This window comes from Streptomyces sp. NPDC001902 (assembly GCF_042891295.1).
Classification (GTDB): Bacteria; Actinomycetota; Actinomycetes; order Streptomycetales; family Streptomycetaceae; genus Actinacidiphila.
In genome coordinates this window covers 35680-58688 of record NZ_JBIATA010000029.1, presented here as the reverse complement: position 1 = coordinate 58688, position 23009 = coordinate 35680, and the positions used below count along the sequence as shown (strand labels likewise).

15 protein-coding genes and 2 pseudogenes are annotated in these 23009 nt (G+C 73.6%); 10 read left to right on the top strand and 7 right to left on the bottom strand.

Annotated elements, in window-relative coordinates; translation table 11 throughout:
- Positions 1 to 316: 316 nt before the first annotated feature.
- Positions 317 to 1243 (top strand): universal stress protein, encoded by a 927-nt coding sequence (locus ACFYYN_RS35120; RefSeq protein ID WP_500548928.1) that lies wholly within the window; start codon positions 317 to 319, stop codon positions 1241 to 1243.
- A gap of 34 nt (positions 1244 to 1277) precedes the next feature.
- Here the strand turns inward: ACFYYN_RS35120 and ACFYYN_RS35115 are convergent, their stop codons facing one another.
- Positions 1278 to 2183, bottom strand: coding sequence for an oxidoreductase (locus tag ACFYYN_RS35115; protein WP_500548927.1), 906 nt, complete (start codon positions 2181 to 2183; stop codon positions 1278 to 1280).
- Positions 2184 to 2637: 454 nt separating this feature from the next.
- Between ACFYYN_RS35115 and ACFYYN_RS35110 the strand changes: the two genes are divergently transcribed.
- From ACFYYN_RS35110 to ACFYYN_RS35100, 3 genes are all read left to right on the top strand, one after another.
- Complete coding sequence (locus tag ACFYYN_RS35110; protein WP_500548926.1) at positions 2638 to 5235, top strand: glycoside hydrolase family 127 protein; 2598 nt, start codon at positions 2638 to 2640, stop codon at positions 5233 to 5235.
- A gap of 66 nt (positions 5236 to 5301) precedes the next feature.
- Positions 5302 to 8703, top strand: a complete 3402-nt coding sequence (locus tag ACFYYN_RS35105; RefSeq protein ID WP_500548925.1) for a glycosylhydrolase-like jelly roll fold domain-containing protein — start codon at positions 5302 to 5304, stop codon at positions 8701 to 8703.
- A 67-nt stretch (positions 8704 to 8770) separates the two neighbouring features.
- The gene (locus ACFYYN_RS35100) at positions 8771 to 12043 is read left to right on the top strand and encodes a family 78 glycoside hydrolase catalytic domain (RefSeq protein WP_500548924.1); all 3273 of its coding nucleotides are present in this window, start codon (positions 8771 to 8773) and stop codon (positions 12041 to 12043) included.
- Between the two features lie 66 nt (positions 12044 to 12109).
- Here ACFYYN_RS35100 and ACFYYN_RS35095 read toward each other — a convergent pair whose 3' ends face one another.
- The 3 genes from ACFYYN_RS35095 to ACFYYN_RS35085 all read right to left on the bottom strand — a co-directional run bounded on the left by ACFYYN_RS35095 (position 12110) and on the right by ACFYYN_RS35085 (position 14478).
- The gene (locus tag ACFYYN_RS35095) at positions 12110 to 12280 is read right to left on the bottom strand and encodes a hypothetical protein (protein ID WP_500548923.1); all 171 of its coding nucleotides are present in this window, start codon (positions 12278 to 12280) and stop codon (positions 12110 to 12112) included.
- A gap of 180 nt (positions 12281 to 12460) precedes the next feature.
- Entirely contained in the window at positions 12461 to 13840 is a 1380-nt protein-coding gene (locus ACFYYN_RS35090) for an MFS transporter (protein ID WP_500548922.1), read from the bottom strand.
- On the bottom strand, positions 13837 to 14478 hold the full coding sequence (locus ACFYYN_RS35085; protein ID WP_500548921.1) for a TetR/AcrR family transcriptional regulator: 642 nt from the start codon (positions 14476 to 14478) through the stop codon (positions 13837 to 13839). The genes ACFYYN_RS35090 and ACFYYN_RS35085 overlap by 4 nt, the downstream gene beginning before the upstream one ends.
- 113 nt (positions 14479 to 14591) lie before the next feature.
- On the opposite strand from ACFYYN_RS35085, the gene ACFYYN_RS35080 reads away from it, so the two are divergent.
- Positions 14592 to 15398, top strand: coding sequence for a DUF6461 domain-containing protein (locus ACFYYN_RS35080; protein WP_500548920.1), 807 nt, complete (start codon positions 14592 to 14594; stop codon positions 15396 to 15398).
- A gap of 80 nt (positions 15399 to 15478) precedes the next feature.
- Here ACFYYN_RS35080 and ACFYYN_RS35075 read toward each other — a convergent pair whose 3' ends face one another.
- Positions 15479 to 16678 carry a CaiB/BaiF CoA transferase family protein gene (locus tag ACFYYN_RS35075; protein ID WP_500548919.1) on the bottom strand — a complete coding sequence of 400 codons (1200 nt, stop codon included), beginning with the start codon at positions 16676 to 16678 and terminating at the stop codon, positions 15479 to 15481.
- A 312-nt stretch (positions 16679 to 16990) separates the two neighbouring features.
- Here ACFYYN_RS35075 and ACFYYN_RS35070 point away from each other — a divergent pair.
- Positions 16991 to 17134: pseudogene (locus ACFYYN_RS35070) on the top strand (RNA-guided endonuclease TnpB family protein); the annotation flags it as partial.
- A 13-nt stretch (positions 17135 to 17147) separates the two neighbouring features.
- Here the strand turns inward: ACFYYN_RS35070 and ACFYYN_RS35065 are convergent.
- Positions 17148 to 18098 carry an ornithine cyclodeaminase family protein gene (locus ACFYYN_RS35065; RefSeq protein WP_500548918.1) on the bottom strand — a complete coding sequence of 317 codons (951 nt, stop codon included), beginning with the start codon at positions 18096 to 18098 and terminating at the stop codon, positions 17148 to 17150.
- Entirely contained in the window at positions 18095 to 18853 is a 759-nt protein-coding gene (locus ACFYYN_RS35060; RefSeq protein ID WP_500548917.1) for an IclR family transcriptional regulator, read from the bottom strand. Before ACFYYN_RS35060 ends, ACFYYN_RS35065 begins: the two co-directional genes overlap by 4 nt.
- A gap of 99 nt (positions 18854 to 18952) precedes the next feature.
- Here ACFYYN_RS35060 and ACFYYN_RS35055 point away from each other — a divergent pair, with 99 nt between their 5' ends.
- From ACFYYN_RS35055 to ACFYYN_RS35040, 4 genes and pseudogenes are all read left to right on the top strand, one after another.
- Positions 18953 to 20263: an amidohydrolase family protein gene (locus ACFYYN_RS35055; protein ID WP_500548916.1), complete on the top strand. Its 1311-nt coding sequence runs from the start codon at positions 18953 to 18955 to the stop codon at positions 20261 to 20263.
- Positions 20260 to 21324 (top strand): dipeptidase, encoded by a 1065-nt coding sequence (locus tag ACFYYN_RS35050; protein WP_500548915.1) that lies wholly within the window; start codon positions 20260 to 20262, stop codon positions 21322 to 21324. The genes ACFYYN_RS35055 and ACFYYN_RS35050 overlap by 4 nt, the downstream gene beginning before the upstream one ends.
- Before the next feature lie 45 nt (positions 21325 to 21369).
- Positions 21370 to 22114 (top strand): annotated as a pseudogene (locus ACFYYN_RS35045) (hypothetical protein).
- Between the two features lie 162 nt (positions 22115 to 22276).
- The gene (locus ACFYYN_RS35040; protein ID WP_500548914.1) at positions 22277 to 22987 is read left to right on the top strand and encodes a hemerythrin domain-containing protein; all 711 of its coding nucleotides are present in this window, start codon (positions 22277 to 22279) and stop codon (positions 22985 to 22987) included.
- The last annotated feature ends 22 nt before the right edge of the window (positions 22988 to 23009 follow it).

The window sequence follows — 23009 nt, the reverse complement described above, 5'->3', positions numbered from 1 at the left end:
GGTCACGTCCTTCCGTACGTCGCGGATGCGTCCCCTCCAGGGTCCCGCGGCCGGCGTGGTGCCGCCGCCGGGACGGCGTCCGGGCCGGACCGGCGGCACAGGCAGGGCCGCCACCCCCCGCCACCGCGCCGGTACACGACCCGTACGCTTGAGCACAGCGGTGACCTGCTCCCACCGTCCCGGGCGGGGCATCCTTCGCCCATGGGCCGGTCGGCCCCCGTACGGGCCCGGCGGGCCCCTGCCGGAGGCCCGTCGCCGGCGGGAAGCTGGGGGCGAACAGCCCCCGCCCTTCGTCCCGTTCGCCAGGAGGCACGTCATGTCCCGTACGGTCACAGCCGGTCTCGACGGATCGCCCGAGAGCCGGGCCGCCGCGGACTGGGCCGCCCGCGAGGCACTGCGCCGCGGACTGCCCCTGAGGCTCGTGCACGTGTACGACTGGCAGCCGTACACGTCCGCCTACGCCCCGCTGGCCGGGGCGGTGGCCGCGGTGGACCCCGACGCCCAGCGGCAGTGGGCCGAGTCCGTGCCGCGCGACGCCGCGGACGAACTCGCCGGGCGTCACCCGGACCTGGAGATCTCCGCCGGGGTCGTGAGCGGGCAGCCCGCGGCGGCCCTCGCGGCCGCCGCCGAGGAGTCGGAGCTGCTGGTGCTCGGCTCCCGGGGCCTCGGCGCCCTCGCCGGTTTCCTCGTCGGCTCCGTGGCCTCCGCGACCGTCGCGCAGGCCGTCCGCCCGGTCGTCCTCGTACGGGCCGGTGAGACGGGCGAGGACGAGCACCGCCCGGACCTCGACGGGCTGGTCTCGGAGTACACGCCCTTCCGTGAGGTGGTGCTGGGCATCGACCTGGCCCGTCCCCACGACGATCTGCTGGCCTTCGCCTTCGAGGCCGCCGTGCTGCGCGGCACGGCCCTGCGCGTCGTCCACGGCTGGAACCTGCCGGGTTCCTACGGCTACAACCCGGCGGCGATCGCCCTGGACCTGGAGCACGAGCTGACCGACGCCCAGGCGAAGGCGCTCACCCAGGCGCTGGCGCCGTGGCGGGCCAAGTACCCCGCCGTCGAGGTCGTGGAGCACTCCCTGGTCGGCGGGGCGGCGCACCATCTGGTCGAGGCGGCGGCCGACGCCTCACTGGTCGTCGTCGGCCGCCGTGTCCGGCACGCGGCCGCCGGCCTGCACATCGGCCCGGTGACCCATGCGGTGCTGCACCATGCCAAGGCGCCCGTGGCGGTCGTCCCGCACGACTGACGGTCGCCGTCGTTACGCCCAAGGCCGTCCCGGGTCAGCGGGCGGGGCGGCCCACCGCGTCGATGAGCGCCGTCTCCTCGTCCGTCAGCCGCAGCGCGCCCGCCGCCACGTTGTCGGCCAGGTGCTCCGGATCGCCGGTCCCCGGGATGGCGAGCACGTGGTCACCCTGCGCGAGCGTCCACGCCAGCCGCACCTGCGCGGGCGAGACACCCTGGGCGGCCGCGACGGCGAGCACCGCGTCGCTCTCGGCGCCGCCGGCGCCGGGCCCCTGCTCGCGGCCCCCGCCGGCGATGGAGAAGAAGGGCACGAAGGCGATGCCCTGGGCGCCGCACTCCCGCAGCAGGTCGTCGCTCTCGCGCGCGTCGACGCCGTAGCGGTTCTGGACGCACACCACGGGGGCGATGGCCCGTGCCTCGGCCAGGTGCTCGGGACGGACGTTGGAGAGGCCCAGGTGGCGGACGAGCCCGGCCTCGCGCAGCTCGGCCAGGGCGCCGAAGTGCTCGGCGACGGAAGTGCCGCCCATGAAGCGGAGGTTGACCAGGTCGAGGTGGTCGCGGCCGAGCTGCCGCAGGTTCTCCTCGACCTGGCCGCGCAGCTGGTCGGGCCGGGCGGCGGTGGCCCACTCCCCGGAGGCGTCCCGTGCGGGCCCCACCTTGGTGGCGATGACCAGGTCCTGCGGGTACGGCGCCAGGGCCGAGTTGATGAGCTCGTTGGCCGAACGCAGCCGTGAGAAGTAGAAGGCGGCGGTGTCGATGTGGTCGACGCCGAGCTCGACGGCGCGGCGCAGCACGCCGATCGCGCGGTCCCGGTCGCTGGGCGTGCCGAGGTGGAAGGCGGCGCTGCCGGTCAGCCGCATCGCGCCGAAGCCGATCCGGTTCACCTTCATGTCGCCGAGGAGCCAGGTGCCGGCGGCGGCCGCGGAGATCCTGCCAGTGGTCATGGGTGACTTTTTCCTTTCGCCGGCCTGGAGTATCCCCCAGCGCTTTCCGCCGCCGGTGAGCGGCCGGGATGGCCACCGCCCCTCTCCACTACTTGAACGATTCAGTATGTGACGGGCAGGAAGATACGCGGCGGCGGGCACCGCGACAAGGCGCCAGACATCGGAAGCCGCTTTCCCGCTCACGTGGGGCGGCTCGCCACCGCGCTATCTTCCCTTGTGCAGCAGTTTGTGACGGTCCGTCGGCACCGCGGCCCGCACAGGCCATGGTTTGGGCTGCCGCTCTTGACGGTCTCCGCGGAGTCATCCTAGGTTGCCGCTGGCTCTAAAAACGATTCATTCGCTCTCAGGCCAGTGGCCGGGCATCGGGCTGCCCGGCAACCGCGTTCCACGGCCGCATGCCGCCGGCCAACCGCCGACCGGTGGTACTCCTCCGCGCCCGGAAGGAGTTCCGAGAATGTCCGCACCACCTCCGTCCCGGCCGTCCCGCCGGAACGTGCTGACCGCCGGCGTCGCCGCGGCCGCGACCCTTACGGCTGCCACGCAGGCCGTCCAGGCGACCCCCGCCGCCGCCGCGCCGAGCGCCCCCGAACCGACGGGCGCCGTCCGGAGCGGGCCGGTGCCCGCGGCGCGTCCGAAGCTCGACCCGCTGCCGCTGTCCGCCGTGCGCCTGCTGGACAGCCCGTTCCTCGACAACATGCGGCGCACCTGCGCCTACCTGCGCTTCGTCGACGTCGACCGGCTCCTGCACACCTTCCGCCGCAACGTCGGACTGCCCTCGTCCGCCGAGCCCTGCGGCGGCTGGGAGGCCCCGGACGTCCAGCTGCGCGGCCACACCACCGGGCACCTGCTGTCCGCGCTCGCCCAGGCCCACGCCCAGACCGGCGACGCGGACCACGCCGACAAGGCCCGCGTCCTCGTCGCCGCACTCGCCGAGTGCCAGGCGGCCGCGCCCGCCGCCGGGTTCCACGACGGCTACCTGTCGGCCTTCCCCGAGTCGGTCTTCGACAGCCTGGAGGCGGGCGGCAAGCCCTGGGCGCCGTACTACACCCTGCACAAGATCATGGCCGGGCTGCTCGACCAGTACACCCTCAGCGGCAACCGGCAGGCCATGACCGTGCTGCTGGGGATGGCCGCCTGGGCGGACGCGCGGACCGCGCCGCTGCCGTACGAGCGCATGCAGTCCGTGCTCAAGGTCGAGTTCGGCGGGATGAACGACGTGCTGACCCGTCTCCACCTCGTCAGCGGCGACCCCGCACACTTGCGCACCGCCCGCCGCTTCGACCACGAGGAGCTCTACGCGCCGCTCGCCGCCGGCCGCGACGAACTGGCCGGTCGTCACGCCAACACCGAGATCGCCAAGGTCGTCGGCGCGCCGTTCGGCTACGAGGCCACCGGGGAGCGCCGCTACCTCGACATCGCGCGCACCTTCTGGCGCACCGTCGTGGAGCACCACACCTACGCCATCGGCGGCAACTCCAACCTGGAGCTCTTCGGGCCCCCGGACGAGATCGTCAGCCGTCTGTCGGAGAACACCTGCGAGAACTGCAACAGCTACAACATGCTCAAGCTCGGCCGGCAGCTGTTCCTGCACGAGCCGTCCCGCACCGCCTACATGGACCACTACGAGTGGACCCTGTACAACCAGATGCTGGGCGAGCAGGACCCCGACTCCGAGCACGGATTCGTCACGTACTACACCGGGCTGTGGGCCGGCTCCCATCGGCAGCCCAAGGGCGGGCTCGGCGCGGAGCCCGGCAGCTACAGCGGCGACTACGACAACTTCTCCTGCGACCACGGCACCGGTCTGGAGACCCACACCAAGTTCGCGGACAGCATCTACTTCCAGTCCCGCGACGCGCTCTACGTCAACCTCTTCATCCCCTCCGAGGCGGACTGGCGGCCCCACGGGGCGCAGGTCGGGGTGATGATCCGTCAGCACACCGTGTCCGAGGACACCGTGGGCATCACCGTCGCCGAGGGCGACGGCCGCTTCGCGCTCAAGGTCCGGATACCGGGCTGGCTGGCGGACGGCCGGGGGCGGGCCCGGGTACGCGTGGCCGGACACCCCTACTCCGGCCGCGTCGAGCCCGGCACCTACCTCACCCTCGACCGGCGCTGGCGGACCGGGGACACCGTCGAACTCACCCTGCCCCGCGAACCCGTGTGGCGCCCCGCGCCCGACAACCCGCAGGTGCGCTCGGTGTCGTACGGTCCGCTCGTGCTGGCCGGCGCCTACGGCCCGACGGAACTGACCACCATCCCCGGGATCCGGCCGGAGTCCCTGCGGCCCGTGCGCGGCGGCGACGGCGCGTTCACCGCCGATGCGGCCGGCGGCGCGGTCACCCTGAAGCCGTTCCACCAGGTCCACCACGAGAACTACACGGTCTACTGGGCGGTCGCCCCCCGCGCCGGCCGCGAGCGCGACGTCGCCCGCTACCCCCTCGACGAAGGCACGGGCACCAGCGCCGCCGACGCCACCCGGACGTTCGCCCCCGCGACGCTCACCGCGGGCGCCTCCTGGACCGCGGACGGGCCGGGCGGCCGGAGCGCCGTCACCCTCGACGGCGCCGGGGGCCACGTCGCCCTGGCCCCCGCCCTGCCCGCCGGGCTGTCCGAACTGACCGTCAGCATGTGGGTGCGGGTGGACGTCCTGGTCAACTCCGCCCGCGTCTTCGACCTCGGCTACCACAAGGACACCTATCTGTTCCTCACCCCGCGCACCGGCGCGGGACGCGCCCGGGCCGCCCTGAAGATCGCCGGCATGGAGGCCGAGGACGTCATCGACGCCGCCGCACCGCTGCCCACCGGCCGCTGGACCCACGTCGCGCTCACCCTCGGCGAAGGCGCCGGCATCCTCTACGTCGACGGCGCCGAAGCCGGCCGGAACGCGGCGATGGCCGCGAGCCCGCTGCTGCTCGGCACGACCACGCACAACTACCTCGGCCGCTCGCAGAACCCCACGCACCCCTACCTCACCGGTGCGGTCGCCGGCTTCCGGCTGCACAACCGCGCCCTGGCGCCCGCCGACGTCGCCGCCCTCGCGGCCCCCTGACACGGCCGGCGCGAGCGCCCCGGCCCGCCCACCACTGCACCCGCCCTCACCTCACGGAGTACCGCCATGCCTGAACTCCCCCTGTCCAGACGCCGTTTCGTGGCCGCCGCAGGGATGACCGGAGCCGCGCTCGCCTCCGGCCTCCCGCTCCCCGCGTACGCCGCGCAGCAGCACCACGGTGCGACGGGGACGACCTGGTCGCCAGCCCGCTTCGCCGACCCCGCCAGGGACAGCCGCCCGACGGTCTACTGGTACTGGAACGGCCCCGTCACCCCGGAGCTCGTCGACGCCCAGATGGCGGACCTGCGGGACAAGGGGATGTACGAGGTCGTCCTCTTCCCGTTCGACAACGCGGAGATGCAGCCGGTCTTCTTCACCGAGGAATGGTTCGCGATCGTCGGCCATGTCCTGCGGACCGCCGAGAAGACCGGCATGCGGGTGTGGATCTTCAACGACGACCACTTCCCCAGCGGACGATCCGGCGAGTACATCGTCAAGGGCGGCCAGGTCGGCTCACGCACCTACGAGCCCCGCCCCGACCTGCGGCTGAAGGCCCTGTGGCGGTCCAGCACCGTCGTCTCCGGGCCCGCCACCATCGACCTGCGCACCACCACCGGCGTCGGCGTGGACACCACCTCGCTGGTCGCCGACGCCGCGGTCCTGGGCGGCGCGGCCGTGCTGCGCGGGGGAGAGGAGTGGCGCGACTACACCGTCACCGGCAGTGCCCGGGCCGACCAGGTGTCCGCCGGGCTCGTCGTACGCGCCGCCGCCGACGGCACCGCGGGCTACGCCGTCGAGTTCGACCAGACCGGCGTGGTCACCGTGTCGCTCCTCGCGGAGGACCGGGACCCCGTCGAGCTCGCCCGCTCCACCCGCACCGACGGCTTCAACAAGACCAAGTTCCACACCCTCGCCGTGACCGTCAGCGGCTCCACCCTGACCGTGACCCTCGACGGCAAGGCCAAGGGCACCGTCACCGACACCACGCACCCCGCCGGCAGCGTCGGCGTCCGTGCCACCGGGACGCAGCGCGCCCTGTGGGCGAGCCTGGTCGTGACCGCGGCCGACGGCACCGCCCTCCACACCCGGACCGCCTTCGGCGACCCCGCCGCCGCGGGCGACTTCCCCGCCCGGATCCCGCCCGCCGGCGCCGCGACCCCCGCCGCGGCCGCCGCCCGCCCGGTCGGCGCCACCTCCAGCGACCAGGTCGTCGAACTCACCGGGGAACTCGGTGAAGGCCGCACCTGGCGCGTCCCCGAGGGCGACTGGCTGATCGACGTGTTCGGCGGCACCCCGCTGGTCGACGACTCCCAGGGCTACAGCCGCAGCTACGTCGACCTCCTCGACGACGAGCCGGTGGAGCTGTTCCTCGACATCGTGCCCGGCGAGTACCACCGCAGGTTCGCCCGCTACTTCGGCAACGTCATCCCCGGCTTCTGGGACGACGAGCCGTTCTTCGCCTCCGCCGAGGCGCACTTCAAGCGCCTCCCGTGGTCGCCCACCCTGGCCGCGGCCCTGCGGAAGACCGGCACCGAGCCCGGCACCGCCTACGCGACGGCCTTCGACGACCTCGGCCGTACCGGCCGCATCACCCGCGGCCGCTACTGGCAGGCCGTCTCGGACCGCTTCGCCGGCTACTTCCGCAAGCAGTCCCAGTGGTACGCCGAGCGCGGCGTCGCACTCATCACCAACCCGCTGTACGACGAGACCTCGCCCTCCAAGCGGATCGTCTCCACCGGCGACCTGCACAAGGTCCACCAGTGGGCGCAGGTGCCCGGCGGCGACATCATCACCGCCGAGTACGTGGCGGGACAGCCCACCATGATCCCCCGCAACCCGGTCAGCGTCGCCCACCAGATGGGCCGCGACCGGGCCCTGTTGGAGTGCTTCGGCAACATGGGCTGGCAGGTCGCGCCCGACTTCGTGCGGGCCCTGGTCGGTGCGAACGCCGCCCGCGGCGTCAACCTCACCGTGTTGCACGCCCTGTGGACAGACGAGCAACGCGTCTTCTTCCCGCCGCCGTTCGGGCCGCGCGCACCCTGGTGGTGGGCGATGGAGCCGATCGCCGACTGGATCGGCCGCGTCATGGAGGTCGCCCGCGGCACCTCCGGCGCCCGCACCGCCCTGATCCAGCCGCAGCGGGCCGCCGAGCAGTGGCGCGGCACCACCCGCCAGGGCGAGGTCGACGGCGCCTTCACCGACGCCGCGTACGCACTGGAGAGCGCCCAGGTCGACTTCGACCTCGTCCACGAGGGCGCCCTCTCCGGGGACCCGGAGCTGCTCGCCCACGCCCGCGTCCACCAGAGACGGCTCGTCGTCGGCGAGGCCGGCTACGACCTGGCCGTCCTCCCCGTCACCCCGACCCTCGACGCCGCCGCCGTCACCCGCCTCGAGGCCTTCGCCCGGCAGGGCGGCACCGTCGTCGCCGTCGGCACCCTGCCCCAGGAGGACGCCGGCGGGCGCGACCGCACCCTGGAGCGCGCGCTGAACGGCCTCTTCGGCGACACCGTCCCCGGCAGCCACCGCGTCGGCGCGGGAACCGCCGTCCGCGTCGCGGACTCCGCCGCCCTCGGGGACGCGGCACGGGAGGCGGGAGTCGCCGCGGCCGTCCTCGAACCGCGGGCGCCGGCCGTACGGGTGCTGCGCACCACGCGCGGCAAGGACGTCGCCTTCCTCCTCAACAACGAGAGCGCCGTGCAGGTCGACACCGTCGCCGTGCTCCCCGCCACCGGCGCCCCCGAACTCTGGGACCCCGTCACCGGCACCGTGCGCCCGGCGCCCGTCCACCGGGAGCAGAAGCACGGTGGCATCCGCCTGCCGCTGCGGCTCGCCCCGTACGAGACCCTCGCCGTCGTCGTGCGCGCCGGCGCGAAGGAAGCTCCGCACCTCACGGACAGCACCCTGCCCGCAGCGGCCATCACCTCCGTCAAGGCCGCCGGCCAGACCCTGCGCGTCACCGCCGTCCTCGACGCGCCCGGCGACCACGTCCTCACCGGCACCGACGGCGGCCGCACCTACCGGGGCACGGTACGCGTCACCGACCCGCTCGCCCCGCTCCCCGTGGACGGCGACTGGACGCTCACCCTGCAGCGCGCCGGAGCCACGCCGGTCACGGGCCCGCTCGGCAGCTGGACGACCGTGGAACCGCTGTTCTCCGGCAGCGGCACCTACACCACCGAACTCGTCCTCGACGCCGGGACCCTCGACGGCCGGGGCTTCCGCCTCGACCTCGGCCAGGTCAGGGAGGTCGCCTCGGTCACCGTCAACGGAACCGAACTGCCCCCGCTGCCATGGGCCCCGTACACCACCGACGTGACGGAGCTGCTGCGCCCGGGCCGGAACACCCTCACGGTGCGGGTGTCCAACACCCTGTCGAACGAGCGCAACAAGCCCCTGCCGTCCGGACTCCTCGGCCCGGTGACCCTGCGCCCGCACCGCGAGGTCACCACCACCCTGCGCCGGATCTGACGTGCCGTCCCCCGCAGCGACGGACCCGCAGCCCCCGCCCACAGCACCGCCGTCAAGGAGCACCCGCATGCCCCGACCCCCGCGCGCAGGCACCCGGCGTACCCCGGCCCTCGCCCTCGCGACCGGTCTCACCGCGCTCGTCACGATCCTGCCCACCGCCGTCACCGCGGAGGCCGGCGCCCCCGCGTCGCTGACCGCGACCGCCCTGCGCAACCAGAAGCTCACCCAGGCCCTGGGCATCGACGACACCACCCCCGAACTGAGCTGGGCCCTCACCGGCCGCTCACCGGGGCTCGTCCAGACCGCCTACCGGGTTCAGGCCGCCACCTCGCCCACCAGGCTCCGGCAGGGCCGCCCCGACCTGTGGGACTCCGGCAAGGTCGCCTCCGCCGTCCCGCAGACCGTCTACGCCGGCGAGCAGCTCGGCTCCCGCACCCGGGTCTACTGGCGCGTCATGCTCTGGTCCGCCACGGGTTCGCACGGCGCGGACCACGCCGCCGACTGGAGCACGCCCGCGTCCTTCGAGACGGGCCTGACCAAGAGCGGCGACTGGCAGGCCGACTGGATCACCAACGCCAACTGGCAGCTCGGCAAACGCGACGTCACCCCCGTGGTCGTCACACTGCCCCGCACCACGGCACGCTACCTCCGCCTCGACGTCACCCGCCTCGGCCTGCCCCTGCAGGAGGACTTCCCCGGCCGCACCTGGCGCCTGCAGCTCGGCGAGATCGACGTCCGCGACGCGGCCTCCGGCACCACGGGTCTCGCCAAGGGTGCCGCCGTCACCGCGTCCGAGTCCACCACCCTCCGCAAGACCTGGGAACCGGCCCTCGCCGTGGACGGCCTGCCCAACAGTGGCCTCCAGACCGCCGCCGGCTACTCCAGCGCGGCGCACACCGGACCGGACGTCTCCCAGCAGCCCGTCACGCTCACCCTCGACCTGAAGTCCGCGAAGACCTTCGACGAGGTCGCCCTCTACCCCCGCGCCGACGTCCTCACCGACGACGGCCGCGTCCCCGGCTTCCCCACCGACTACACCCTCGCCACCGCCGACACCCCCACCGGGCCCTTCACCCAGGCCGCGGCCGTCACCGGCCAGCAGCCGCCGAAGCCCTGGCTGCCGTCCGGACTGCCGCTGTTCACCAAGGACTTCGCCCTGCCGAAGCACGTGCGCAGCGCCCGCCTGTACGTCTCGGGCCTCGGCGTCTACGACGCCACCATCAACGGCAGGCAGGTCGGCGACGCCGTCCTCGAACCCGCCAACACCACCTTCACCAAGCGCGTCCAGTACGCCACCTACGACGTCACCGACCTGCTGCGCACCGGCGGCAACACCGTCGGCGTCTCCCTCGGCAACGGCATCTCGAACGTCGTCAGCACCGCGGACCGCTACCGCAAGCTCTACGGCAACATCAGCGACCCCAAGCTGATCGCCCAGTTGGAGGTCACCCTGGCCGACGGCACCGTCCGCCGCATCGGCAGCGGCGACGACTGGCGCACAACGCTCGGCCCCACCACGTCCTCCAACTGGTACGGCGGCGAGGACTACGACGCGCGCCGCGCCGTTCCGCACTGGGACGAACCCCGCGGCAGCCGCGCCGGCTGGGACAAGGCCGTGACCGTCGCCGGTCCCGGCACCGCGGACGCGCCCGCCCTGCTCAGCGCCCGCGAGACCGAGCCGATCCGGGTCGTCGAGACCCTCACCGGCAAGGAGGTGCCCGGCGCCGAGGGCAGCCGGGTCTTCGACCTGGGCCGCAACATCGCCGGCTGGCCCGAGATCACGGTGCGGGCACCCGCCGGCACCACCGTCCGCATCGTGCCCGCCGAGAGCCTGAAGGACGGTCACGCCTTCCAGTCCATCAGCAACGTCGGCGGGCCCCTGTGGGACAGCTACACCACCAGCGGCTCCGGTGCCGAGACCTGGCACCCCGAGTACGGCTACCACGGCTTCCGCTACCTGGAGCTGAAGGGCCTGTCCGCCGGGGCGACGGTGACCGTCCGCGGCAAGGTCCTGCACACCGACAACACCTCGGCCGGTGACTTCACCAGCTCCAACGACCTGGTCAACGGCATCCACTCCCTCATCCGCCGCTCCATCGAGGGCAACATGATGAGCGTCCTCACCGACTGCCCGAGCCGCGAGAAGCTCGGCTGGCTGGAGCAGGACCAGCTCGTCTTCCCCACCCTCGCCGCGAACTACGACATGGAGTCCCAGCTCCGCAAGATCGTCCGCGACATGGCCGATGGCCAGACCCCCGAGGGCCTGATCACCTCCACCACCCCGGAGTACACGGCCCTGCCCGGCGGCTACCGCAACGACTCCAACTGGGGCGGTGCCTTCGTCCTGGTGCCGTGGCAGCTCTACACCACCTACGGCGACCAGGAGACCCTCGCCACCTACTACCCGCAGATGCGGAAGTACGTGACCTTCCTGGAGGAGAAGGTCTCCGACGGCATCCTCGACTACGGCCTCGGCGACTGGTTCACCCCGGACACCACCTTCCCCCGCGCGGTGGCCGGCACCTACGGCTACTGGCGCGTCGTCGACGCCATGAGCCGCATCGCCGCGCTCCTCGGCGACCAGGACGCCGCGGCCGGGTACCGCGCCAAGGCCGACGCGAGCGCCAAGGCCCTCGCGGACAAGTACTACGACCCCGCGCAGGGCACCTTCGGCGGCGGCGGGCACGGCGCGGAGGCGCTCGCCCTCGACATGGGAGCCGTCCCGGCCGACCAGCGCGACCGGCTGCTCGGCCACTTCGTCGCGAGCGTCGAGGCGGCGGACTTCCACCTGAACCTGGGGGAGATCTCGCTGCCCGCCGCCTTCCGGGTGCTCTCGGAGTCCGGGCACGACGACGTCGTCGGCCGGATCGCCACCCAGACCACCAGCCCCAGCTACGGCTACCAGGTGCTGCACGGCAACACCACGCTCGGCGAGAGCTGGGACGGCGGCCCCGGCCAGTCCCAGAACCACTTCATGCTGGGCGCCATCGACGCCTGGTTCACCGCCCGCCTCGCGGGCATCCAGCAGGCACCCGGCTCCATCGGCTACCGCGAACTCCTCGTCGCCCCGGCCCTCGTCGCCGGCCTCACCTCCGCCTCCGGCTCGTACCGCACCCCGTACGGCACCGCCGGCACCTCCTGGCGCCTGGACGGGGACGCGTACCGGCTGCGGCTCACCGTGCCCGCGGGCACCACGGCCGAGGTGCACGTGCCGGTGACCTCCGGTGACGTGGCCGCGCCCAAGGGCGCCCGCTTCGTCCGCTCCGCCGACGGGGAGCGGATCTACGAAGTCGGTTCCGGCGACTGGACGTTCACCTCGACCTACCGCGCCGGCGCCTGACCCCGGCCGGTACGACCCGCCCCGGCCGGCCGCACCTCCCCGTGCGGCCGGCCGGGGCGGCGGCGTTCAGTGGTCCTCGACGTAGACCATGCGGCGGCCCGCCCCGGTCCGGAACTCATGGGCCAGGTAGCGGCCGGTCGCCCAGGGCCCGCCGGGGCCCTTGTACGCGCCCTTGACCAGGCTCCACAGCCCGGGACGTTCGGCCGCGGTGGTCGGACGGGGGCCGATGCCGCCCATGTCCCCCCCAGACGAGGGGGATCGCCGCACCCCCGACGAGCCGGCGGACGGCGCGCAGATCCAGGCGCTTGCGGTGGAGCACCCAGCAGGTCCCCTCTTCGTCGACGAGCGTCACGGGGTCGTTCTTGAGGCTGTCGGGGTTCGAGGGGAAGTGCCGCATAGGCCAGGTCTCCCAGCCGGTCAGCCGGCCGGCGAGGCCGATGCCCGTGCGGGCCGGGGCAGCAGCGACGCCGGGAGCAGGCCGAGCGCGGCGAGCCCGGCGAGGAGGAAGAGGGTCGTGCTCATCGTCGCGCCCGGCACCCCGGCCGTAGCCGTGGTGCCGGCCGCGACCGCGATGCCGAGGGTCGGGCCGACGTTCATCGCCGTCTGCTTCAGGCCCCCGACGACCCCGGCGTACCCGGGCGGCGCGTCGCCGACCACGGAAGCGGTGGCGGTCACCATGACGGTGGCGAAGCCCGCGCCGAGCACGGCGAACGCGGCGGCCATGGCTGCCCACGCGCTGCCCGGCCCGGACCGCGAGAGCAGCGTGATGCCCAGGACGACCAGGAGCGTGCCGCACAGGGCGGTACGGCGCGGGCCGTAGCGGCGCAGCGCGGCACTTGCGACGGGTGCGCCGAGCACCATGAGCGCCGTCAGCGGGAGCACCCTCAGCCCCGTGGCCAGCGGGTCGAGACGCAGCACGTCCTGCAGGTAGAACGTGGCCCGGAACAATGTGCCGAACAGCCCCGCGGTCGTCACCAGCAGGATGGCGACGGACGCCGTCACGGGCACAGAACGGGCCACCGCGCGGGGCACGTTGGGATGCTTCGCATGCCGCTCGTACGCGACGAGCAGCGCGAGGGCGCCCGCCACGGCGAGGAGTTCGAGCACCGTACCGGTAGCCGTCCACCCCCGCTCGGGTATGTCCGCCAGGGCGTGGACGAGGGCCGCGAGCGCCAGCGCGAGCAGGGCCGCCCCGGCCGTGCCGACCCTGCCTCCGCCGTCGTCCGGCCGCTGCGGCACGGGCACCCGGACGGCGAGCGTGAGCACGGCGATCGCCAGCGCGAGGGGGACGTTGATCCAGAACACCGCGCGCCATCCCAGGTGCGCCACGACGAGGCCGCCGAGGACGGGACCGGCCCCCGCGGCCACCGCGAGCGCGCTCGTCCGGACGGCGATCGGCCGTCCCAGCCGGTCCTCGGGGTAGGCCAGCCGCAGCAGCGCCAGCGTCGCGGGTTGCAGGAGCGCGCCGAACACGCCTTGGGCGACGCGCAGCGCGATGACCCACCCGACGCCGCCCGCGACGGCGATCCCGGCCGACGCCGCCCCGAAACCCAGCACGCCGGCGCAGAGCAGGCGCCGGTGCCCGTAGCGGTCCCCGAGCCGGCCCGCGAGCACGAGCAGTGCCGCCACCGCCACCAGGTAGCCCGTGCTGGTCCACTGGACCTCGGCGACGCTCGCACCGAGATCCCGCTGCAGGCTCGGCTGCGCCACCAGCAGGACGCCACCGTCGAGGGCGACGACCGCGGCCCCTGCGACGCTCGCCGCCAGCGCGAGCCGCTGCCGCGCGGGGGAGATCACGCGGGCACCGGCCCGAGGTGGGCGTCGAGGACGGCCGTGAGGAGTTGCTCGTGGCGCAGCGACTCCTCGCCCGGGTCGTCGGCGCCCAGGACGACCTGGAGACTGCCCCAGGTCCACAGCTGGACGAGCCCGTGCAGGTTCGACCAGAGGGCGGCGGCCGTCACCGGGGCGGGCGGCGCGGTGGCCACCACGGCGGAGTCCTGCTCGGCCCGGCACCGGGTGACGAGCTCGACGAGGGCCCCGAAGAGGGGCAGTGACGTCTCCCGCAGCCGCGGACCGCCGTCCCCCTGCGGCGCGCCGTCCAGCAGGTCGTGGCGGAACATCAGCTCGAACATGCCGCGGTGGTCCAGCGCGTACCCGACGTACGCCCGTGCGGCGGCCGCCAGTTGGGCACGCGGTGCTGCCGCGTCCGCGGTGGCGGTCGCGGTCGCGAAGCGCGCGTGCAGGTCCTCGAATCCGCGCCGGGCGATCGCCGACAGCAGGGAATCGTGCGTGGGGAAGTGGCGCCGTGGCGCCCCGTGCGACACCCCTGCCCGCCGTGCGATCTCGCGCAGCCCCACCGACGCGGTGCCTCCGGCCAGCACGAGGTCCACGCCGGCATCGACAAGTCGCTCCCGCAGGGAGCCGCCATCGGTCATGGGGGAGTGTCTACCAGCAGCCCGTAGACACTGTCTACGGCAAGGACCGCGACCTGTGCCGACGCCGGGCCCCTTTCGCGGCCCTGTCGGTGGCGGCGGGCAGACTGTGATGCATGACCTCGGCGACCGCACATGACCATGCCTGGATACGTTCCTCTCCGTTGTTCGGCTACGCGCTGGAGTGTGGGTACACCCTGACCCTGGCGCGGGGTGTCACTCCGGGGGAGGTGCTGCGAGTGATGGGGGCGGAGCCCCAGGGCACATGTACGGGAGCCGACGCGCTGATCGAGCGGCAGGACGAACTGCGCGACCCGATGGACTACTGGGACGACTCCTTCGTCGCGGGCGCGTTCACCGTCCCGGGTGAAGGCGGCGACTGGACGCTCGTCCTGCACGTCGGAGAGGGGGGCACGGGGATGCAGCCGCGCTTCCTGGAGGCCCTGTCGGCGGGCGGGCGCGCCGTGGTGCACTCCAGCAACGGAGGCAAGCCCATGGACTTCTTCCACTGGTATGAGGACGGGGAACTCCGGACCACGTTCGAGCGGCCCACAGTCAGGGCAGGCAGCACCCCCGATGCCCTCAACGCGTCGATCCTCGAGGTGGGATGGGCGCTGTCGGACGACGAATACGGGACAGGCGGGGGCGTCGACACCAAGGCCGCGGCCTTTGCCCTCGCCGAGCGGCTGACCGGGGTCCGGGTGACGGAGGAACTGCTTCGGGAGGCCGAATACCAGCTCGGGCATGTACCCGAGGAGCCCGCCGAGGAGTGGACCGGCATCGTCATCGACATCACCGACGCCCATGGGGAACCCTTTTACATGGAAGTCACCCGTGACGAGGTCGAGAGCGCCACGGCTCGCGCCCGCGCCGAGGCCGCAGCACCGATGGTCATCCGCGGGCCTTCGTCACCTGCTCCCTGACCCGCAGCGCGACGTGCCTGGGCCCGTGAGCTCGGGCTGGGGGACGAGCCGTCGATCCGGCGCGATCGCCGTGTGGTCGCTCACCGACCGCCCTCCGCCCCCTCCCGTGCGCCGCGGAACTCGGCGCGAACGGCGTCCGTGTGCTCGCCCAGCGCCGGGACAGGACCCATCAGGGCCTCGCGGCCGCGTACCGTGACCGGCGGCAGCAGCCCGCGCAGCGGGCCGGACGGCGTGCCGAACTCCCGCCAGCGGTCGCGGGCCTCGAGCTGCGGGTGGGCCGCGAACTCCGTGACCGACCGCAGCCGGGCGTTCGCGATCCCGGCGCCGTCCAGACGTTCCAGGACCTCGTCGGCGGTGAAGGCGGCGAAGTGCTCCTCCAGGATCGCGGTGAGCTCGTCGTCGTGGGCGTGGCGCAGCGGATTGTCCGCGAACCGCGGATCACGGACCAGCCCGGGCCGCTCCAGCACCTTCTCGCACAGGGCGACCCAGTCGCGGTCGCTCTGCACGCTGACGAAGACCTCCCCGCCGTCGCCCACCCGGTAGTCGCCGTACGGCGAGATCGACGGGTGCCGGGCGCCGCTGCGGGTCAGCGGCGCGCTCCCGTACAGGCCGTGGAAGAGGGGCTGCCCCAGCCACTCGCCGAGCGCGTCGAGCATCGCCACGTCGAAGGCGCTGCCTTCGCCGGTGCGTTCACGCTCGTACAGCGCGGTCAGGACGCCGGTGTACGCGTACATCCCGGCCGCGATGTCGGCGATGGAGATCCCCGCCCGCGCGGGGCTGTCCGGCGTGCCCGTGAGTGACACCAGCCCCGACTCGCACTGCACCAGCAGGTCGAACGCCTTCTTCGCCGCGTAGGGCCCGTCGTCGCCGTAGCCCGAGACACCGCACCAGATCAGCCGCGGATGCCGCGCGCGCAGCACCTCCGCGCCCAGGCCGAGCCGCCCGGCGGCACCGGGGGCGAGGTTCTGCACGAAGACGTCCGCATCCGCCAGGATCCGGTCGAGCAGCGCGTGGTCGCCCTCCTCCTTGAGGTCCAGGACCACGCTCTCCTTGCCGCGGTTGCACCAGACGAAGTACGCGGACTCACCCTTGGCGGCCTTGTCGTACTCCCGCGCGAAGTCACCGCCCGGCCGCTCGACCTTGATCACCCGTGCGCCGAGGTCCGCCAGCTGACGGGTCGCGAACGGCGCGGCGACGGCCTGCTCCAGGGAGACGACGGTGACGCCGTCCAGTGGCTGCCGCTGTGCCCGGTGCTGTGACGTTTGCTGTGGCTGCTGCAAGGCTCGCGCTCCTGGTCTCTTGCGGTAGGAATCGTGCACCTGGTGTCTCCCAGGGTGCCCGGGCTTTCAGGCCGGGGAGGTGTTGGTGCTTGGGTGGGAGCCGTGAAGCGACGGAGTTCTCTGCGTGTCGGTTCTGAGCTGCGTTCTCTTTCGTTGTCGGTGGGGGCTGTCAGGTTCCGCAGCGTGACGACGACAGCGTTGACCGGGCAGGGGCGCGGGCATGCCCGGTACACCTACAGGTTGCGTGTGTCGTCCACGGCGGGTGCCGGTCTGGAGGCGGAGTGGGCGCGTTGCCGGTGGGTGTGGAACGAGTGCGGAGCCGTGTCCCCCAGGGACAAGAACTCCGCCCGCGTGATGCTGGTCCGGGCTGGTCTCAACCCGGCTGGTGCCGATCGTGCAAGCGCTGGCGGACCGCTGGTTCCCAGCCCGCGTGAGCCAGGAATCCCCGTCCCTTAGGACGGGGAGGATGTCAAATGTCCACGGTCGTGCCCAGTCCCTCCGCACGCGCGACGGCGTGGACGACATGGGCGGCGGCCACGTCGAGCGCCGCGTGCCCCGTGGACTTGAAGACGGTCAGCCCGCCGGCCTCGCCGCGTCCGGGGTGGTCACCGGCGAGCACCGAGCCGAGCAGGACGACCGCCCGGCCGGGGGAGAGACCCTGCAGTTCGTGGGCCCCGGCCGGGGGAGGGGAGCCGGCGGCGCCGGGCCACTCGGCGAACAGCGCGGCGTCCCGAACGGTCTCCGCGTCGAGTTCGGGGCCGTGGGAACCGCCGACGGAGCTCACGTGCGTGCCCGGCGCGAGCCACGAGCGGCGTACGACCGGACGCGTCGCCCCGGTGCAGCAGAAGACGACGTCGGCCCCGCGCACCGCCTCCTCGATGCCCTCCGCCACGCGCGCCCCCGGGTGGCGGGTCGCGGCCTCACGGGCGCCCCGCGGGTCACGGCCGGCGACGACGACCTCCGCGGCTGGGTGGAGTTCCGCCAGCAGGTCGATCTGGGCGCGGGCCTGGGCCCCGGTGCCGACCACGGTGTGACGCAGCGCCCCGGGGCGGGCCAGCGCCCGCGCCCCGAGCGTGGCCGCCGCGGCGGTGCGCACGGCCGTCAGCGACTCGGCGTCCATCAGGGCCAGCGGGCGCCCGTCGTGCTCGTCGAACAACGCGACCATGCCCCGGTGCGCACTGCGCCCGGGCAGCGCCGGATCGCCGAAGACCGACACCAGCTTCGCCGCCAGGCCCAGCCCCGGAACATGGCCCGGCATCGCGCCCAGCAACCCGGCCGGGGTGCGCGCCGCGATCCGCGGCGGCGCCGACACCTCGCCGCGGCTGATCGCGACGAGGGCCGTGGCCACGGCGTCGACGACGCGGCGGGCGTCGAGCGCGGCCCGGGTCTGCGCCCGGTCGAGGACGAGGAGACCGCTCATGACGTGGCTCCCTGAGGATCGGTCAGAATGCGCCGGAGCTCGTCGGTGGCGTCACGCAGCGCCCGCTCCAGGGCGGGCAGCCGGGCCTGACCGAACTCCGTGTCCGGCCCGACGACGGTGAGCGCGCAGACGGGGGCGCCCGGGCCGGGCGTCACGGCGCGGCTGATCGAGGCGACCAGCTTCTCGTTGCGTCCGCGCTCCACGGCCACCCCCGTCCGCTCCGTACGCGCGATGTCGGCCAGCAGTCCGTCGTCCCCGTCGAGCGGGTGCCCTTCGGCCTCGGCGGGACGCAGGTAGGGCGCGCGTGCCGCCGGGTCGAGTGCCGCGACCAGCGCCAGCGGCCCGGCGAAGCGGTGCACCGGCAGCGCCTCGCCGAGCAAGTGGCTGATCATGGCGAGGCGTTCCGGCCGGACGACGTCGATCACCCGGGCCCGGTCGGCCTCCAGCACCTGCAGGTTGACCATCATCCCCGTGAGGTCGGACAGCTCCTGCAGCACCGGGCGGGCCAGGGCGTTCAGTGAGTTCCCCGCCGCGGCCGCCGACATCCGCAGCACCGCGGTGCCGGGCAGATAACGGTCACCCGCCCGCAGCACCCAGCCCCTGCGCACCAGGTCCAGCAGGATCCGGTAGGCCGTCGCGCGGTGCAGGCCGACCTCGCCGGCCAGGTCCGTCAGGCGGACGGGACGCGGCGCACGCGTGACGGCCTCGACGAGGTCGAGCGCCTTGTCCACCGCGGTACGCGGGGCCTCGGGCATCGCGGCCACTCCTTCTCGTTCCCCGGCGGCTGCAGTACAGTACCGAGCGTTTCCCCAGACGATACAGATGTTACGCAGGTTGCAACAGCCGAGGTGAGCATGGCCGACCAGTCCCAGGGCGCCCCCACCCCCTACGCGGCGCCCGGCGCGGGCACGACCGCGGTCTACCGCGGCGCGACCCTCTTCGACGGCACCGGCCGGCCGCCCCGGCCCGCGACCACGATCGTCACCGACGGGCAGAAGGTCACCGCGGTCGCGCCCGACGCCGACCTCGCCTCCCGGCTCCCCGAGGGCGCCCGGGTGTTCGACCTCGACGGACGCTTCGTCATCCCCGGGTTGATCGACACCCACCAGCACCTCGCCACCCCGCCCGACCGTCCCGCGGCCGAGGCGGCGTTGCGCCGTCACGTCTACAGCGGCATCACCGCCGTCCGGGACATGGCCGACGACCTGCGGCAGATCGGCGACCTCGCCCGTGCCACCCTCGTCGGCGAGATCCCGGGCCCCGACATCCGCTACGCCGCCCTGATGGCGGGCCCCGGGTTCTTCGACGACCCGCGCACCCACCAGGTCTCCCAGGGCGCCGTGCCCGGCGAGGTGCCCTGGATGCAGGCCGTCACCCCCGCCACCGACCTGCCCCTCGCGGTCGCCATGGCCCGCGGTACGTACGCCGCGGCCATCAAGGTCTACGCGGACCTCGACGCGGACCTGGTCGCCGCCGTCACCGCCGAGGCCCACCGCCAGGGCATCCCCGTCTGGGCGCACGCCACCGTGTTCCCGGCGACGCCCGGCCAGGTCGTCGCCGCCGGTGTCGACACGGTCTCCCACGTCACCCTGCTCGCCTTCGAGGGCACCCCCGACGGGCTCACCAGTTACAAGAGCAAACCCCCCGTCGACCACGCCCGGTTCACCGCCGGGGACGACCCGCACCTGGACCGGCTCTTCGCCCTCATGCGCCGGCGCGGCACCGTCCTGGACGCCACCGCCTGCATGTGGGAGAGCGACGAACTGGCCGGCGGGGGACCCGAGGACTCCGCCCGGGCCCGCGCGAACACCGCGCTCGCCGCCGCCGTCACCGCCCAGGCCCACCGGGCGGGCGTGGCCATCTCCACCGGCACCGACCACGAGACCGCCCCCGGGGCCGCCTTCCCGGCGCTCCACGACGAACTGGCCTTCCTCGTTCAACGCTGCGGCATCCCCATCGCGGACGTCCTGCGCTCGGCCACGCTCATCGGCGCCCGTGCCGCCGGCACCGAGGACTCCATGGGCAGCGTCGAACCCGGAAAGCTGGCCAACTTCGTCGTCCTGGACGAGGATCCGCTGCGCGACATCGCCAACCTGCGCAGCGTCACCCTGACCGTCAAGCGCGGACACCGCTTCGACCGCGCCGAGTTCGAGGAGCGCCGGTGAACCCCACCCCCGTGATCGTCAACGCGCTGGGTCAGCTCGACAACCCCAACGCCCCCGCGTCCGCCGAAGCCGCGGCCCACCTCAACCCCTCCAGCGACCAGCTCACCATCGACGCCCGCGCCCTCGCCGACGCCCACGCCTCCGGCCTCACCGCCGTCAACATCACCCTCGGCTACACGATGGGTGACCTGCCCCCGTACGAGCACACCCTGCGCGAGATCGACGTCTGGGACGCCATCATCGGCGACCACCCGGCCGACCTCACCAAGGTCCGCACCGTCGCCGACGTCCACCGCGCCCACGCCGACGGCAGGATCGGCGTCATCTACGGCTTCCAGAACGCCGTGGCCGTCGGCGAGGACCCCGGACGCGTCGCCACCTTCGCCGAGGCGGGCGTCCGCGTCATCCAGCTGACGTACAACCAGGCCAACCACATCGGCGACGGATCGATGGCCCCCGCCAACCGAGGGCTGACCCCCTTCGGCCACGAGGTCGTTGAGGCGCTCAACGACCAGCAGGTGATGGTCGACCTCTCCCACAGCGGCGAACGCACCTGCCTGGAGGCCGCCAAGACCTCCCGGCAGCCCGTCTCCGTCAACCACACCGGCTGCCGGGCCCTCACCGACCTGCCCCGCAACAAGACCGACGAGGAACTGCGCCTCGTCGCCTCCCGCGGCGGCTTCGTGGGCATCTACTTCATGCCCTTCCTCAACCCGGCCGGCCACGCCCGCGCCGCCGACGTCGTGGAGCACATCGACCACGCGGTCAACGTCTGCGGCGAGGACCACGTCGGCATCGGCACCGACGGCACCATCACCCCCGTCGACGACCTCGACGCCTACCGCACCGCCCTCGCCGAACACGTCGGCCGGCGCCGCGAGGCGGGCGTCGGCGCCGCGGGCGAACGCGCCGACACCTACCCGTTCGTCGTCGACCTCCGTGGCGTCGACCAGTTCCGGGAACTCGTCCGCCTCCTGGAACGCCGCGGGTACCGTTCCGAGCGCATCGAGAAGATCCTCGGCCGCAACTTCCTCGACTACGCGTCCCGCGTCTGGGCGTGACCGGCCCAGGCCCGGGCACACCCTTCTCACCCCCGGAGCGAGTGAGTGACCTCTCGGCAGCCCCTCACCTACGAAGCGTTCGTCGAAATCGCGACCGCCGACCCGGCTGTCGTCGGACTCGTCCTCAAAGGATCGCGGGCCCAACGAGGGCATGACCACCGAACACTCCGACCACGACCTGTACGTCGTCGTCGCCGACGGAGCGACGACGGCCCTCACGCGCTTCGCAGGGCACCGCACACCGGAGCTGGACCTCGTCATCGTCTCCCTCGAGGAGTTCCGCGCGGCCGGAATGCCGGGGTTCGAGCGGTACGCCCTCGCGCGCGCCCGGACCGTGCTCGACCGGCTCCGGGGCGGGATCGCCCGGATCGTGGCCGCCAAGGCGCGGCTCGACGCCGTCGAGGCGTCCCGGGACGCGGGCCGGTGGCTCGACGCCTACGCCAACTCCCTCTACCGCTCGCTCAAGAACGACCGCGACGGACACGCGCTCGCGGCGCGGCTCGACGCCGCCGACAGCATCGGGTTCCTGCTGGAACTGCTCTTCGCCCTCGACCGGCGCCCCCGCCCGTACAACAAGTACCTGGAGTGGGAACTCGCCAGGTTCCCCCTGCCCGGCTGGGACGCCCGCATGCTGCTCGACGCCGCGGACACCATTGCGGCGACCGGGGACGTGTCCGCGCAGCGGGAGCTCTTCGCCCGCGTCGAGACGGCGGCCCGCCGGGCCGGGCACGGCGCCGTGCTGGACGCGTGGGGCGGGGACCTGGCACTGATGCGACCGCAGGAGGTCTGACCACGGCGGCGCACGGAGCAGGGCCGGGACGGTCGTGGCCGGGTTGACATGCGCGGCAGGCCGGTTATGTACTTGACGAAGCAAGTATCTGGCTTCCGGGTGATGCGGGCCTTCGCCGTGCCCGGGGCCGCCGTGCAACGTGTCTCCGACCGGGAAGAGCAGATGAGCACCGACAACGCCGTGCCGATGGCCAACGTCCAGGAGATGCACGTCGTGCACACGATGTTCCGGCGGGAGTTCGAGCTGACGCCCGCGCTGGTGCGGGGCGTCGCCGACGGGGACCTGGCGCGGGCCCGCGTCGTGGCCGAGCACGTCGACATCATGCTCTCCGCGCTCATCGGGCACCACGAAGGCGAGGACATCGGGTTGTGGCCCCGGCTCCTGGAGCGCGTCAGCGACGAACTCGCCCCGCTGGTACACGTGATGGAGGAGCAGCACGAGCAGCTGCACGCCGTCTGCGACGAACTGGCCGGGGCGGTCCGGAGCTGGCGCGTCAACGGTTCCTCCACGCAGGGGACGATGGTCGCCGGGATCGCCGACCGGCTGAACCGCATCGCGTTCGAGCACATGCGGCTGGAGGAGGAGACGATCCTGCCGCTGGCCGAGCGGCACATCACGGCCGCGGAGTGGGCCGAACTCGGGGGCCACGGCGCGTCCGTGACGCCCCGGGACCGCCTGGACCTGCAGTTCGGGATGACCCTCTACGAGGGCGACCCCGTCGTCATGAAGGGGCTCCTGAAGGGCGCCCCGCTGCGCGTCCGTGTGCTCATGCCGATGCGGTCGCGCAGGCGGTACCGCGCCTACGCCAAGAAGCTGCACGGAACGGCCAGGCCGCCCCGCGCCGGCCGGCGCGACGAGCGCCCGCGCGGCTGACCGGATCGCTCCGGCGACCCCC